This is a genomic window from Agrobacterium tumefaciens (assembly GCF_009649785.1).
In the GTDB taxonomy this organism is placed as follows: domain Bacteria; phylum Pseudomonadota; class Alphaproteobacteria; order Rhizobiales; family Rhizobiaceae; genus Agrobacterium; species Agrobacterium tumefaciens.
In genome coordinates this window covers 25,664-39,134 of sequence record NZ_WJOK01000008.1, presented here as the reverse complement: position 1 = coordinate 39,134, position 13,471 = coordinate 25,664, and the positions used below count along the sequence as shown (strand labels likewise).

Annotated in this window: 14 protein-coding genes and 1 pseudogene; 8 read left to right on the top strand and 7 right to left on the bottom strand. The window is 55.9% G+C overall.

Annotation, left to right across the window (positions count from 1 at the left end; all coding sequences use genetic code 11):
- Positions 1–3: 3 nt before the first annotated feature.
- The 7 genes and pseudogenes from GH784_RS10335 to GH784_RS10305 form a co-directional block, all read right to left on the bottom strand.
- Positions 4–783: an anti-sigma factor family protein gene (locus GH784_RS10335; protein WP_065704581.1), complete on the bottom strand. Its 780-nt coding sequence runs from the start codon at positions 781–783 to the stop codon at positions 4–6.
- Positions 780–1,286 (bottom strand): sigma-70 family RNA polymerase sigma factor, encoded by a 507-nt coding sequence (locus GH784_RS10330; RefSeq protein WP_065704579.1) that lies wholly within the window; start codon positions 1,284–1,286, stop codon positions 780–782. The genes GH784_RS10335 and GH784_RS10330 overlap by 4 nt, the downstream gene beginning before the upstream one ends.
- A 5-nt stretch (positions 1,287–1,291) precedes the next feature.
- The gene (locus GH784_RS10325; RefSeq protein ID WP_065704576.1) at positions 1,292–1,681 is read right to left on the bottom strand and encodes a COG4315 family predicted lipoprotein; all 390 of its coding nucleotides are present in this window, start codon (positions 1,679–1,681) and stop codon (positions 1,292–1,294) included.
- A 111-nt stretch (positions 1,682–1,792) separates the two neighbouring features.
- The gene (locus tag GH784_RS10320) at positions 1,793–2,359 is read right to left on the bottom strand and encodes a YceI family protein (protein ID WP_038490955.1); all 567 of its coding nucleotides are present in this window, start codon (positions 2,357–2,359) and stop codon (positions 1,793–1,795) included.
- Positions 2,360–2,582: 223 nt separating this feature from the next.
- Positions 2,583–2,870: a hypothetical protein gene (locus GH784_RS10315; protein WP_075807477.1), complete on the bottom strand. Its 288-nt coding sequence runs from the start codon at positions 2,868–2,870 to the stop codon at positions 2,583–2,585.
- A 63-nt stretch (positions 2,871–2,933) separates the two neighbouring features.
- A pseudogene (locus GH784_RS10310) lies at positions 2,934–3,359 on the bottom strand (ISNCY family transposase); the annotation flags it as partial.
- A gap of 814 nt (positions 3,360–4,173) precedes the next feature.
- Positions 4,174–5,070 carry a LysR family transcriptional regulator gene (locus GH784_RS10305; RefSeq protein ID WP_003515217.1) on the bottom strand — a complete coding sequence of 299 codons (897 nt, stop codon included), beginning with the start codon at positions 5,068–5,070 and terminating at the stop codon, positions 4,174–4,176.
- Between the two features lie 105 nt (positions 5,071–5,175).
- Here GH784_RS10305 and GH784_RS10300 point away from each other — a divergent pair, with 105 nt between their 5' ends.
- The 8 genes from GH784_RS10300 (at position 5,176) to GH784_RS10265 (ending at position 13,407) form a co-directional block, all read left to right on the top strand.
- Entirely contained in the window at positions 5,176–6,258 is a 1,083-nt protein-coding gene (locus GH784_RS10300) for a 4-oxalomesaconate tautomerase (RefSeq protein ID WP_065702528.1), read from the top strand.
- 48 nt (positions 6,259–6,306) lie between these two features.
- A complete protein-coding gene (locus GH784_RS10295) occupies positions 6,307–7,308 on the top strand; it encodes an ABC transporter substrate-binding protein (RefSeq protein WP_003515219.1) in 1,002 nt (333 codons plus the stop codon).
- A gap of 9 nt (positions 7,309–7,317) precedes the next feature.
- Complete coding sequence (locus tag GH784_RS10290) at positions 7,318–8,139, top strand: ABC transporter ATP-binding protein (protein WP_083211501.1); 822 nt, start codon at positions 7,318–7,320, stop codon at positions 8,137–8,139.
- A complete protein-coding gene (locus GH784_RS10285; RefSeq protein WP_038490962.1) occupies positions 8,126–8,902 on the top strand; it encodes an ABC transporter permease in 777 nt (258 codons plus the stop codon). The genes GH784_RS10290 and GH784_RS10285 overlap by 14 nt, the downstream gene beginning before the upstream one ends.
- A 232-nt stretch (positions 8,903–9,134) precedes the next feature.
- The gene (locus GH784_RS10280; protein WP_003515223.1) at positions 9,135–10,244 is read left to right on the top strand and encodes a PAS domain-containing protein; all 1,110 of its coding nucleotides are present in this window, start codon (positions 9,135–9,137) and stop codon (positions 10,242–10,244) included.
- 11 nt (positions 10,245–10,255) lie between these two features.
- Complete coding sequence (locus GH784_RS10275; RefSeq protein WP_065702526.1) at positions 10,256–10,681, top strand: response regulator; 426 nt, start codon at positions 10,256–10,258, stop codon at positions 10,679–10,681.
- Positions 10,682–10,708: 27 nt separating this feature from the next.
- Entirely contained in the window at positions 10,709–13,027 is a 2,319-nt protein-coding gene (locus GH784_RS10270) for a GAF domain-containing protein (RefSeq protein WP_236768926.1), read from the top strand.
- Complete coding sequence (locus GH784_RS10265) at positions 13,024–13,407, top strand: response regulator (RefSeq protein ID WP_013636078.1); 384 nt, start codon at positions 13,024–13,026, stop codon at positions 13,405–13,407. The genes GH784_RS10270 and GH784_RS10265 overlap by 4 nt, the downstream gene beginning before the upstream one ends.
- The last annotated feature ends 64 nt before the right edge of the window (positions 13,408–13,471 follow it).

Below are 13,471 nucleotides of genomic sequence, written 5' to 3'. Positions count from 1 at the left end.
CGGCTAACTCAGCTGTTGATAGGTGTCTTTGGCAATAGCGTCCATGCGGTCGGACGGCAGGCTGCCGACCAGAGCGCAGCGGATTGTTTCGTCATCCCAGGACACTGTTTCCAGCGCGTCGACATTGGAGCGCCGCATGGCGGTATCGCTCGTTTCAGCCGCAGCCACGATGTAAAGAGTGACACGCTGCCCACTTTTGTCTTCATACATCAGCTGAGCTGCGGCGCCTTCGGAGCTGGGCAGCACCCGGCCGCCGACAAGGGACAAGCCATGGCGGGTGAGGTCCGGCACGTTCAGTTTACGGTCGAGCCGTTTTGACAGCCATTTCGGCAGACTGGAGGCGTTCTCGGCATCAGCCCGAACTTCGACAGGGTGCAGAACCTCGCTTGCAAACAACTTGTGCGCCTGTGTCGCATCCGCCACGATGGAATGGGCAGGTGCCTCGACCTCCAACACAAGTCCGCGCCCGAACCAGCCACCTGTCAGTCCAACTGCCAGAACGAGAACGGATGCCGCTGCCAGATTGCGCCAATTTGCACGCTCCGATCGCAAGCGCCGCTCCATCCGATAAACATCGAGGCGCTCGGGTAAAACATCGACATCAGCAGGGCGATAGAGAGCCGTAAGTGTCGCATTCTGCCGCTGCCATATCTCGACCTTGCGCGCATCGGCTGGATTGGAGGCGAGGTGGGAGCGAACGGCATCACGTCGCTGGTCTTCGAGCTGCCCGTCGACATAGGATATCAGATCGGCTTCGGTTATCTGCGGCTCGTTGCCAGTCATTTTATCACCTTGAGATTTGGCTGGTCTTCCTGGGTCATGCGGGCCAAGGCTGTTCGGGCGCGCCCCAGACGGGACATCAAAGTACCCAACGGAATTTCCAGAACCTTTGCCGCTTCCGCATAGCTCAGGCCTTCGACGACGACGAGGAGGAGGGCCTCACGGTGCTCGCATGACAGCTTTTCGATGGCACGGGCCATTTCGGCAAGCGCGATCCGGCCCGTCTGCGGCGCCGGCACAAACATCTGTTCGGCAACATCATCAATCGGGATTTGCGAGGGCCGGCGGTTTCTGCCGCGCAGATTGTTGCGGTAAACGTTGACCAGCACCCGGTACAACCATGGACGTAACGGCCCCTGCGGCCGCCACAGCGCCTTTTTGCGGATCGCTCTTTCCAGACAGTCCTGAACGAGATCGTCAGCCGTGTCACGGTCGTGCGTGAGCGCATTCGCGTAACGTCGAAGCGCCGGTATGCAACTTGTGATCTCGTCAAGAAAATCAGGCATGGGTGCTATTCCTTGGCAACGTGCCAGACGCCACCAATACCATCACCCGTGACATCGCCGGGCTTCTTGTCCATCTGCCAATGATACAGCGGCTTTCCATCATGCGACCACTGCATCGTGCCATCCCTGCGGGCGAGTGGTCTGTAGTCGCCATCCGCCTTTTCGGTTTTGGCAGCCGCAAGCGGCGGCCATTTCTTCGCGCAGCCGTCATAGCAGGCTGACGAGCCATCGCCATCATTGTCGAACGTATAAAGGGTCATGCCCTTGGTGTCAGTCAGGATCGTGCCCTTTGCCGTCGCCGTTTCAACCACCGCGCCACCGGCGTATGGTTCGGCAAGCGCGGCAGTGGAGGCGAGCGCGAGAGCGCCTGCCAGAATGAAATGATGTTCACGCATGAGATCGTCCTTTGAGAGGTAACGGTGCGGACACCATGTCCGATACAAGACAGAACACCGGCCAGCGGCAATTAATCCCGTCCCGCCGATTTTTTTGACGTTCCGTCGTTTTTATCTGACGCCCTTCAAATCTATGTCGAAGGCAACCGTGTTCGAATAGAGCGGCACGCCAACGCCCATGCCATAGGGCAGGCGGGGGATATTTCCGGTGACATGGAAGGTGACGGAACCCTTTTGCTGCTCAACGAATGTTGCGTGAAACGTCTCGGCTCTGGAGACGCCTCGGGCCGTGAGCACACCTTCAACCACCGCGCTGCGCGGCCCGTCTTGCGTAACGCGGTTGGAGCGAAACACGATCTGCGGATAGGCGGCGATGTTGAAAACTGCGCTGGACCGCAGGAAATTTTCCACCCGCTCTTGGCCTGTCTTCACGCTGGAAGGGTTCAAACTGATTTCCACATAGGACTTGGACGGTTGGTCCGGATCGATATCGAAGCGGCCGGATATATCGGGAATAGTGCCGTTGATGCCCGGACCGGCAACCTGTGCAATCGAAAATCCGATGTGCGAGGCGGGATCGATACGGTAACGTCCGGCGGCGGACGAAAACGGGCTTGCAGATACAGGCGTGCAGGCCAATGTGGCAATAACGAGCGTGATGGAGTAGAGGTGCTTCACGGCGCAGGCTCCTTCATGAGTACGTGGTCGTACCCGTGAGAACACCGCTGGCCACTATTTAATCCCCATCAGTTCCGACAGATCATCAAAATCTTTGCCGCATCAGCCCATGCATGGGCATTTCGTCAGCGGGGGGCGGGTGAGGGAATGCCTATTCGGCTTTAGCTTCCTCAGCAGGGTGCATAATCTGCCTTGGCAATCAACAGGCATTCCGGGTATGAGATCAAACCCTAAGTGCAGGATAATCCCACGATGACTGCAAACGGCGACGGGCCTCTTTTACAAGGTCAAGGTAGTCTGCCCTGAAGGGTGCAACCAGCTGCTTTTCGAGACCGGCAAGCAGTCCGTGCAGCACAGCGCATTCGGCAGGGCTCTCGAAACAGGACGCGCTTGGCGTGGGAGCGCTGCTCTCTTTGCACCAACGAGAAAGAAGCTCAAAAAGAACCAGAGCTTCGTCTGGAGCAAGGTGGATTTGTGTATGATCGGAAGAAGTTTGTTGTTCGTCTTTCATAACGCGAAACTCGCATGCGCCGCTGACGTCTGCAATAGACCGCTGGCATTCAACGTCGCCAGTTCATTCTGCCGCTTCTATCCGCGCCAGCGCCTTCTGCCTTTTGGCAATCACCTCCTGGTCGTTCATGAAGTCCGTCCGCCGGCCGGGCTTGCGGCCGCGCTTCTGATAACCGTTGCTCTGGCTGCCATCGCGAATGCCGAACATATGATCCGTCTGGCCGGTGCGGCGAGGGCCGCTCTTGCTGCGCTGCTGTTCCCGCCCGGCCTGCATCTCGGCCACGATCAACAGCATGTCGTCCAGCCGCTTGTTCTCGACCACTTCGGATCGGTGCACTGATCGCAACTTATCAAAGGTTCTGTAGGGTAGGGTGAAGCTCTCGTGCATGATCTCGAGGCGACCGTCCGGATAGTCGCAGACGACGACCTTCTTTCCCGCCAGCGCATTGGCCTGTTCTGTTGGATCGAGGATAAATAACACGTCGTACTGTGCACCTGACTTCGGCTGAGGCCAAGCAGCTCAGCGGCCTGGACGACGCACAGGCGCTGATCACGGATCTTCTGAATAACTTCGAGGCGATGCAATTCTTTCTGCGACATGGTGATCAAACAGGACATGACGACTCCGACCGCACATGGTCTCGACCAGGAAGGTCGTCATCCTTGCTCCCAACGTTGGCATTGACCAGAACATCGAGAGGCGAGACTGTCGCATCTCTAACTGGCCCAACTGTCGCATTACTAAATAGCCGCTACATACGATAATCGCATAAGATAGATTATGGAACTTTTTCTGGTTTAAATGTCTTGCGTTTTCAGTCCAAATGACTCTTTAGGCAACCTTCAGAACTCGTTTTGAACCTTATCTGGTTGTCGCGTTATCGCGCTGAGTCGAAGCGTAACGAATCCTTTCGCTCTAGACAAAACACCACTCAATTTCCGCCTCACATTATTGCCTCAAGCGATACTGATGGAGGTCGCTCTTGCTGCGAGTATGCCTTGTCAGTCGATAAGCAGGCTATGATCTTCAACCACATCCACATTGTGCGGTTGATCAGTATTGAGCTTGCTGACGTCAATCGGCGCGGTGCACATCGCCGTTTCCTTCAACAGCGAAAATGGCAACAGTAAAACCCATATCTATGACCCAGAACGCCAAGGCGGTCCGCTATTAGAAGAGCCGGTAAGGCGGCGTGACGACGCAACCATCTCTGAGAAGACGTCGTCACCCTCGCCCGTTTCTCGACCTTACACCGAGTGGCGTCAGACCCAACCCTTTACGGTGATATGAACGGCTGCAAACCCTAAGGCGTTTTCCAGGTCTTCAACAGCATTTCCACGAATTTCTCCGCGGCGGGAGATAAGGCACTGCTTCTTCTTTGCACGATACCGATGGTTCGGGAGACCACGGGATTAACGATCGGCCGCGTGACGAGGAAAGGATGGTCATCCTGTGGGGTAGCCAGTCGCGGCAACACGGAAATCCCCAACCCAGCCTCCACCAGGCCAAGCGAGGTATTGAGATGGGTCACCTCATAAAACCAGTTCAGCTTTAGATTGTGCCGCGCGAGTGCGCCATCCAGAAGCGTTCTATTGCCGCTGGAGCGATCGACGACAACCAGCGGGTAAGGCTCCAGTTGATTCCATTGGATCGTTTCGAAAGCCGCCAGAGGGTGGTCTTTCCGCATCGCCAGCACAAATGGGTCATCGATAAGAGGTTCGAATGCCAGGTCTGGATCAGAATTACCCATGAGGTTTATCCCGAACTCCACCTCGCCCCGCGCAACCGCCTGCAGCCCCTCGTTTGCCGTAAGGTCTCTGATACGCAGCCTAATATGCGGATATTGCTTGCTAAATGTTTTGATCACGGTGGGTAGAAAATAAAACGCTGCGGTTGGAACGCAGGCCATCGTGATGAGGCCGCGCCGATGTGCACCATCTTTCATCGCAAAAAGCGATCCGTCGAACTCTTCCAGCATGCGCCGGACAAGCGGCATTACCTCCTGACCCATCGCTGTCGGGGCAACGTGGCGTGTGGTCCTTTCCAGGAGTGGCGCGCCAATGGCCTGTTCCAGTTTCTGGATGCGCCGGGTAAGCGCCGGTTGCGAAATATGCAACGCGTCGGCAGCCCTATGAAAACTTTCAAGCTCAACTACTGCTTGAAATGCTCTTAGATCCAGAATTTCGCAATTGATGCTCATATTGCAATAATACCTCCGAACATTGCATTTAACAGATTAGATTCTTTTGCTCATATTGCAACAACAAGGCGGATTGATCCACCAAATGCAAGATTGAGGCGATAAATGAACGACCTGCTTAAGATACCCTGTGTGCTGATGCGCGGCGGAACATCTCGTGGACCGTTCTTCCTGGCGTCTGACCTTCCGCGTAATCGAGCGGAACGGGATGCGGCACTTTTGTCCATCATGGGTTCCGGTCATCCGCTGCAGATAGACGGGATTGGAGGCGGCAATCCGGTCACCTCGAAAGTGGCGATCATAGGTCCTTCCACCGTCGAAGGTGCAGACATCGACTATCTGTTCGCACAGGTTCGTACCGACAGGCAGTATGTCGACTATTCGCCCAATTGCGGAAATATGCTGGCCGCGGTCGGTCCCTTTGCGATCGAAGCTGGACTTGTAGAGGCTCGGGGAAGCGATACCGTGGTTCGCATCCACAACGTGAACACCGGAAAATTGATCGAGGCAAAGGTGCCGACGCGTGGTCGCGAAGTAATTTATCTCGGAGACGCATCCATCGACGGCGTTCCGGGTCTGGCTGCACCGATCGCCCTGACTTTCGTGGATGCGGCGGGTGCGAAAACCGGAAAACTGTTGCCGACCGGAAACCCTGTCGACACGGTTGAGGGAATAGATGTGACAGCGATAGACTGCGCAATTCCGATGGTCCTAATGCGTGCAGCGGACCTCGGCGTCACGGGATATGAAGATCCGCAGACCCTGACTTCCGATAGCGATCTCATCGAACGATTGACCCGCATTCGCATTCAGGCAGGCAAATTGATGGGGATGGGGGATGTAACGGATATGGTCATACCAAAACCCGTGATCGTAGCGCCGGCCCGCAAGGGAGGCACTCTGTCTGTCCGATACTTCATGCCCAATGAGTGCCACCCTGCCCTGGCAACGACCGGCGCCGTTGGCATAGCAACCGCAGCGATCACGGAAGGCTCCGTGGCATTTGAACAAGCGGGAAATCGATCTGTTCCGACCCAGATCTGCATCGAGCATCCCGCCGGTCGGCTGGACGTGCAACTTGAGATGCGGAACGGAGCAATAACAGCCGGGCTTGTGAGAACGGCCCGCAGACTTTTCGAAGGCTTTGCCTTCGCCAAGCCAAACGCTGCGATTGAAGACGCAGCCTAGACAAAGCCATACTGGCTCAAAACATAGCAAAACTGGGAGGAGACCCTCATGCGTAAATACTTGCTTGCAACAGCGGCGCTCTGTGCGCTGGCAGCGTCGGCAAATGCAGAATCTGTCAGAATGAGTGTTGGTTCGTACAACCTCAACAACCTGCCTTTTCCGGTGGCGGCCAGCCTCGGCTTCTACAAGGACGAGGGCCTTGAGGTGACGACCGAGAACTTTGCCCAAGGCGGTTCGAAAGTCCTGCAGGCGCTCGTCGCAGGGTCCACGGATGTAGCCGTCGGTTTCTACGATCACACGATCCAGATGCAGTCCCAGAACAAGCACGTGGTTGGCTTCGTTCAGCTTGCCCGCAATTCCGGGCTGGTTCTCGCAGGAAAGAACGATACAGACTTCGATCCGGCAAAACCTGAAACCATCAAGGGCAAAAAGGTCGGGATCACCTCGCCCGGGTCTTCGTCCGATTTCTTCATTCGTTATTACATGAAGCAGCACAATCTGAGCGACAACGACATCGCCATCATCGGCGTTGGCTCTGGCGCTGCTGCTGTTGCCGCTCTGCAGCAGGGCAAGATTGACCTGTTGGTCAATTACGATCCGGCTGCGACGATCGTGGTTGAGCGTGGTCTTGGCAAGATCTTGATCGATGCCCGTAGCGATCAGGGCGCCAAGGACGTCTACGGCGGGATCTACCCCACCTCCGTCTTGTATGCGACGCAGGAATACATCGATGCACATCCCGAGGTGATCCAGAAGGTTACCAATGCCACGGTAAAGGCGCTGCATTGGATGAAGGAGCATTCGGCCGAGGAAATTGTTGCAAAGCTTCCTGATGATTTCGTGTCCGGCGACAAACAGACCTACATCAAGGCCGTCGAAGCCGCCAAGGCGATCTTCTCCGAAGATGGAACCTTCAACCAGGCCGATCTGGAAACCCCGTTGGCGGTTTTGAAAAGCTTCAACGACGCAGTCGCGAAGGCCACGATCGATCTCAACACGACCTACACCAACAAGTTCGTCGAGGCTGCGGCTTCGAAGGGCGTAAACTGAGGGTCTTCAATGTCTTTGCCAATTAGAAAGTTAGAACCCGTGGCGGAACTCAATCTTCAGCCAATGGTGGCAATCGAGAACGTAACAATGGCCTTTGGCGCGTTCGTTGCGGTCCAGGATGTGAACCTGAAAGTTGGAGATGGTGAGTTTCTCTCGATTGTCGGCCCAACCGGATGCGGCAAGTCCACCATTCTCAATGCCATCGCGGGCTTGCTGAAACCGGCGCAGGGAAAGGTCTCCATCGATGGTTCGGCCGTGCAGGGCGTGCAGAACAACATTGGATATCTCTTCCAGCAGGATGCGCTGCTTCCCTGGAAAACGGCCTATCAGAATGTCGAGCTTGGCCTGCTGTTCCGCGGCGTATCCGAACATGAGCGCCGTACCAAAGTTCTGGCCTGGCTGGAAAAAGTTGGCCTGAAGGGGTTTGAAGAGCGCTTTCCGCATCAACTTTCAGGCGGACAGCGCAAACGTGTCCAGATGGCGCAGGCGCTTATAACCGAGCCGAAGGTTATCCTGATGGACGAGCCCTTCTCCGCACTCGACATTCACACGCGCCACGTCATGCAGAATGAACTCCTGAGATTGTGGCAAGAGGATCGCCGTGCAGTGGTCATGATCACGCACGATCTCGAAGAGGCGATTGCACTCGGGGACCGGGTTGTCGTCCTTGCGGCCGGCCCCAAGAGCCGGGTTATCGAGAGCTTCCCGGTTGATCTGGAACGGCCCCGCAACGTGGCCGAAATCAAGCTCGATCCGAAATTCATGACCCTATATCGCGATATATGGGCGTCTTTGCGCGGCGAAGTGGAGAAAAGCTATGCAAGCCGTTAATGTTCGCATCATCCAGATCGTGCTTCTGGTCGTGCTCCTGGGTGGGTGGCAACTCGGGGTAAGCTCCGGGGCGATCGACCGCTTCTTCTTCCCGGCACCCATCGACATCGTTAAGCAGGTCACCACCTGGGTTGCCGATGCCGGCTTTTACAAACATGTCGGTATCACCTTGAGTGAAACGGTTCTCGGTTACCTCATCGGTACAGGTCTCGGCGTCGGCGCCGGTGTCTGGCTGGGCCTCAGTCCCTTTGTGGCCCGTGTGTTGGATCCGTTCATCAAGGCCGTGAATGCCATCCCGCGTGTGGTCCTCGCGCCAATTTTCGTCCTTTGGCTGGGGCTTGGCCTCTGGTCAAAGGTCGCTCTTGCGGTCACCCTCGTCTTCTTCGTGACGTTCTTCAACGCCATGCAAGGTGTTCGCGAAGTGAACCCCGTCGTGCTTTCCAACACGCGCATTCTCGGTGCAAAGCGCTCTGATCTCTTGCGTCATGTTTATTTTCCGGCGGCAGCCAGCTGGATTCTGTCGTCGCTGCGCACATCCGTCGGATTTGCGGTGGTTGGCGCGATCATCGGCGAATATCTCGGGTCTTCCGCAGGCCTCGGTTACCTGATCGCCCGTTCTGAAGGTAACTTCGACGCGGTCGGCGTTTTCGCCGGTATCATCATTCTCGCCATTTTTGTTCTCGTCATCGATCTCATTCTCGATGTCGCCGAAAGAAAGCTGATCACCTGGAGGCCGAACGCGGGCGAAGAACGGCCTGCTTGAGGTTTCGACCCAGTCTCACATCAAGCGGGGCGGCCAGTTGGTCGCCCCGTTTTTGTTCTACTGACGTCATCAGGCCGATCTCTCGGCTATCGGACGCCGACAGACCTGCTCACGGACAATATGCAAAAAGATGGTGGATCCCCTACCCTGTAAAACAGGAATAATTCACTTTGTCGTTGGAACCAAATTCCCATTCAAACATTTTAGGGGACCGTTACCTTCAGGACCTTGCATGAAAGATAATGATCTCCTCCGGCAGGATGCCCAAGACGCTGGAGAGCGTCTAGTATCTGGCCACGCTTCTGAAGATCCGTTTGCGGCAGCCTTCAAGGCCACCCGCATGCCCATGATCATCACAAATCCACTCCTCAACGACAATCCAATCATCTTCTGCAATGCTGCTTTCAGCAGATTGACGGGCTATTCCGCCGAAGAGCTGGTTGGTCAAAATTGTCGTCTGCTCCAAGGTCCAGACACGGATCCTGGCTCAGTTACGAAGCTGCGTGAGGCAATCGCAGCCGAGCAGGATTTGGCGATCGACATCCTTAATTATCGCAAGGACGGATCAGAGTTTTGGAATGCTCTCTTCGTAAGTCCTGTTCGCGATGCTGCCGGAACCGTCATCTATTTTTTCGCCTCGCAACTCGACTTCACCGATATCAAGAGCAAGGAAGCCGAACTCGCTCGCGCCCGCCACATCGCGGAGGGAGAGGTGGCGCTGCGAACGGCGGATTTGACTGAGGCATTGCGGGCAAAAACAACCCTCGTCCACGAAGTTGATCATCGCGTAAAAAACAACCTCCTGACAATCGCCTCAATCGTGAAGCTTCAGGCGCGGATGACTGATAACGATGTTGTGGAGCGGACATTGATGTCTGTGCTGAACAGGGTCGAAGCACTCAGCACCGTTCAGCGCAAGCTTCTGAACGATGAAGATGTAGGGCATTTCGATGTCGCAGATTTTGCCAATACATTGATGCTCGATAAGATCGGCGCCTTGAAGCGAACCGACATCATCCTCACCACCGATCTTCACGAGGTTGTGGTTCCGGCGACCAAGGCCTCCCCCCTTGCGTTGATCATCAACGAACTCATCGGCGACGCCATTCGCAGAGGATTGAAGGACCGTGGCGGGCAATTGCACCTGGAGGTCAAGCGCCTCAACGGCCACTTCCTTGTCAGGGTTGCCGATACCGTCACGCCGGGCGAAGTGGACAAGGAAGAAGCAGCCTTTAGCAAAAAGATGCTGGAAGCGTGCGTAAAACAATTGCGTGCTACGATAGTTCGGACGGTTGAAGGTTGCCTCTCGGATGTTCGTGTCACGCTTTCTGTAAAAGACTGAAAGGATCTCCTGTGAAAATCTTGATCGTAGAGGACGAAGCTCTGCTGGCGATGGAACTTGAAAGCGAAGTGGAAGATGCCGGACACGAGATTGTGGGGATCGCTGCCGACAGCAAGGAAGCTATCGAGCTTGCCAATAAGGCACTGCCGCAATTCGCATTTGTAGACATTCAATTGCTGGATGGTCCAACGGGCATAGAAGTCGGCCGATATCTTTCCTCGAGCTCCATCCCCTATGTTTTTGTTTCGGGTAACCTGAAGAGAATACCTGAGGACTTTGCAGGCGCACTTGGAGCGATCGAGAAACCCTACACGATGAACGGTTTGCAAAATGCCTTGCAGTTCATTGAAGGCATCGTTATTGGCGCAGAGCGCTCCGCTACCCCTCCTCCCAGCCTTGTTGTTTCGCCCAAACTGCTTGCCGCCTTGTCGTCTTGACCAACGCCGCCCCTGTGCGGATAAGGATTGACCTTGAATTCACCGTCGGAACGCATTGACGCAGTTCGAAACTCTGGGCTGCTTGATGTCCAGAGCCCACCCGAATTCCAGGATATTATCGAGGTCGTCAAAACCGGCCTGAAATGCCCAGTGGCTTTGATCTCCATTCTGGACGAGCACCGGCAGGTTTTCATCGCTCATGTCGGGTTGCCACCCAAATGGGCTGAAGCAGCGGAAACGCCACTCACGCATTCATTCTGTCAGCATGTGGTTCGCGACAGACAGCCTTTGATTATCGGGGATGCGACGGTTCATGATCTCGTTAGAAATAATCTGGCCATAACCGATCTGGGCGTGATCTCCTACATGGGAGTGCCTGTAACACTCCCTGATGGCATGGTGATCGGCGCGCTCGCAGCAATCGATGGCGAACCACGCACATGGACGGAAAGCGAGCTGCAGTTACTGAACCAGATCGGAAGGGTCGCCTCGAACCAGATTGCGACCTTCCTTTCCGAGCGGCGCTGGGGTGCGCTTTTCCAGCAATTGGAGGAAGGCATCGTCGTAGGCTCGGTGATCCGTGACGTCGACGGAACGATTGTCGATTGGCGGTACGAGACGGTCAATCCCGCATGGAGCACTCTTCTTGGATTACCAGGCGATGATGTGCCTGGTCGAACCATGCGCGAACTCTTTCCAGAATTCGAGAATGAGTGGGTTTCCGATGTGGTGGAGGCCGTCGAGACCCAACAAAGCAAGCGTTTCACCCGCAAGATCGGATCGATGGACCGGTGGTTTGACGGCTATGTTCAAGCCACTGGTGAAGATACGTTCGTCATCATGTTCGTTGAAGTCACTGACCGTATGCAAGCCCAGGAGGCTTTACGCGACAGCGAAACGAAGCTTCGCCTGATCGTCGAAGGCGCCAAAGACTATATTATCATGACGATCGATGAAGACCAGCGCATTACAAGCTGGTTCGGTGGAGCGCAGGAGACATTTGGCTGGTCGGAAGCCGAGATGCTCGGACGGCCGTTTGAGTCGATTTTTACTGAGGAGGACCGGGCAGCGGGCGTTCCTGCGGCTGAAGTGAGCAGAGCCACGTCCGAAGGGGTTGCACCCGACCGCCGATGGCACCTCGCTGCCGATGGCTCCAGCATCTTTTTGGACGGCACGATCCGGCCGATGTCCAACCATTCGTCGCCCAAGGTCCCGGGATATATCAAGGTCGCACGCAACGCCACCGCTCAAAAACTGTCGGAGGACAGGCAGCTTGCATTCCTGGAACTCGGCGAAAAGATCCGCGAGCTGGATACTGTTGCGGAAGTGGCATTTGCCGCCGCCGAGATTTTGGCACGGAGTCTGAGAGGCGCGACGCGGGCGGGCTACGGCATCGTTGACCCTATCGCCGAGACGGTGCAGATGCTTCCCGACTGGTGTGCGGAGGGAATGTTCACCGTCGCGGGGCTCCATCATTTCAGGAATTACGGATCCTACATCCAGGATTTGAAGCGCGGCGAGACGGTCATCATACCCGATGTGGCGACAGATCCGAGAACCTCCGCTTCAGCCGAGCTTCTACACTCATTAGGCATCTCCGTCCTCGTGAATGTGCCAATCATCGAAAGAGGTGCATTCGCGGGGGTCATGTTCGTACACTACGACAAGCCGCATGAATTCTCGTCCGAGGAGCGTGATTTTGTGCGTGCGATAGCGGACCGTACGCGTGAGGCGATCTCCAGGATTCGGGCCGAGCAGGAACAGCAGGTTCTCAATCACGAGATCAGCCACCGGCTCAAGAACACGATGGCCATGGTTCAGGCGATTGCGACACAGACGCTTCGCCCCGTCACCGACAGAGCCCCTGTCGAAGCCTTCACGAGCAGATTGCGCGCGCTTTCCAATGCGCATGAGGTTCTCCTGAACCAGGACTGGTCGTCGGCGCGCATGGTGGCAGTGATCGATTCCGTGCTTCGCCAACTTTCTCTTCCCGAGCGATACCGCATATCGGGCACCGACATGGAAATCGGGCCCAGGACTGCACTGTCGCTGGCTCTCCTGATGCACGAGCTTGGCACAAACGCCTTGAAATATGGAGCCTGGTCTTCTGATGCCGGAACCGTCGTTATTTCATGGACGATAGAAGATGCAGGCGGCGAGAACGCGCTTGTTCTGGAATGGAAGGAGCAGGACGGCCCGCCGGTGACCGCTCCATCGGGTAAAGGTTTCGGATCGAAGCTCATCCAGCTTGGTCTGATGGGTACAGGCGGTGTCGAGGTCAATTTTGACCCTGACGGCCTGCGGGTAACGATGCAGGGACTGGTTTCCCATTTGAGACAGTCATGATGACCGTGACCTCGAATGCTGCCGATGTGGCAACAATACTCGTCGTCGAGGATGAGCCGCTGCTACGCCTTGCCGCCGTGGATCTGGTTGAAACCGCAGGATACACAGCGCTTGCTGCGGCAGATGCTACGGAGGCGGTTAATATCCTTGAGGCACGCGCAGACATTCGGATCGTCTTCACTGATATCGATATGCCACGCGGCGTCGACGGCCTGCAACTGGCAGCCATTATTCGTGACAGGTGGCCCCCTATTAAAGTTATCCTGGTTTCCGGCCATCTCGAAGATCCCGGTCATATGATCGCGGCTGATACGGCTTTCTTTACGAAACCTTACTGCGAAGAGCAGATCGTGGAGACGATAAGACAGATGCTGCGGTAGCCGAGAATTTTTGCGGCTACCGGCATTCACCGCTCCGCTTGAAATTTGGAGATGGTGACAGAGT

Bases quoted from the DNA above. Each gene is read 5' to 3' on its own strand.
- GH784_RS10335 (WP_065704581.1), bottom strand. From the start codon at position 783: ATGACTGGCAACGAGCCGCAGATAACCGAAGCCGATCTGATATCCTAT.
- GH784_RS10330 (WP_065704579.1), bottom strand. From the start codon at position 1,286: ATGCCTGATTTTCTTGACGAGATCACAAGTTGCATACCGGCGCTTCGA.
- GH784_RS10325 (WP_065704576.1), bottom strand. From the start codon at position 1,681: ATGCGTGAACATCATTTCATTCTGGCAGGCGCTCTCGCGCTCGCCTCC.
- GH784_RS10315 (WP_075807477.1), bottom strand. From the start codon at position 2,870: ATGAAAGACGAACAACAAACTTCTTCCGATCATACACAAATCCACCTT.
- GH784_RS10305 (WP_003515217.1), bottom strand. From the start codon at position 5,070: ATGAGCATCAATTGCGAAATTCTGGATCTAAGAGCATTTCAAGCAGTA.
- GH784_RS10300 (WP_065702528.1), top strand. From the start codon at position 5,176: ATGAACGACCTGCTTAAGATACCCTGTGTGCTGATGCGCGGCGGAACA.
- GH784_RS10295 (WP_003515219.1), top strand. From the start codon at position 6,307: ATGCGTAAATACTTGCTTGCAACAGCGGCGCTCTGTGCGCTGGCAGCG.
- GH784_RS10290 (WP_083211501.1), top strand. From the start codon at position 7,318: ATGTCTTTGCCAATTAGAAAGTTAGAACCCGTGGCGGAACTCAATCTT.
- GH784_RS10285 (WP_038490962.1), top strand. From the start codon at position 8,126: ATGCAAGCCGTTAATGTTCGCATCATCCAGATCGTGCTTCTGGTCGTG.
- GH784_RS10280 (WP_003515223.1), top strand. From the start codon at position 9,135: ATGAAAGATAATGATCTCCTCCGGCAGGATGCCCAAGACGCTGGAGAG.
- GH784_RS10265 (WP_013636078.1), top strand. From the start codon at position 13,024: ATGATGACCGTGACCTCGAATGCTGCCGATGTGGCAACAATACTCGTC.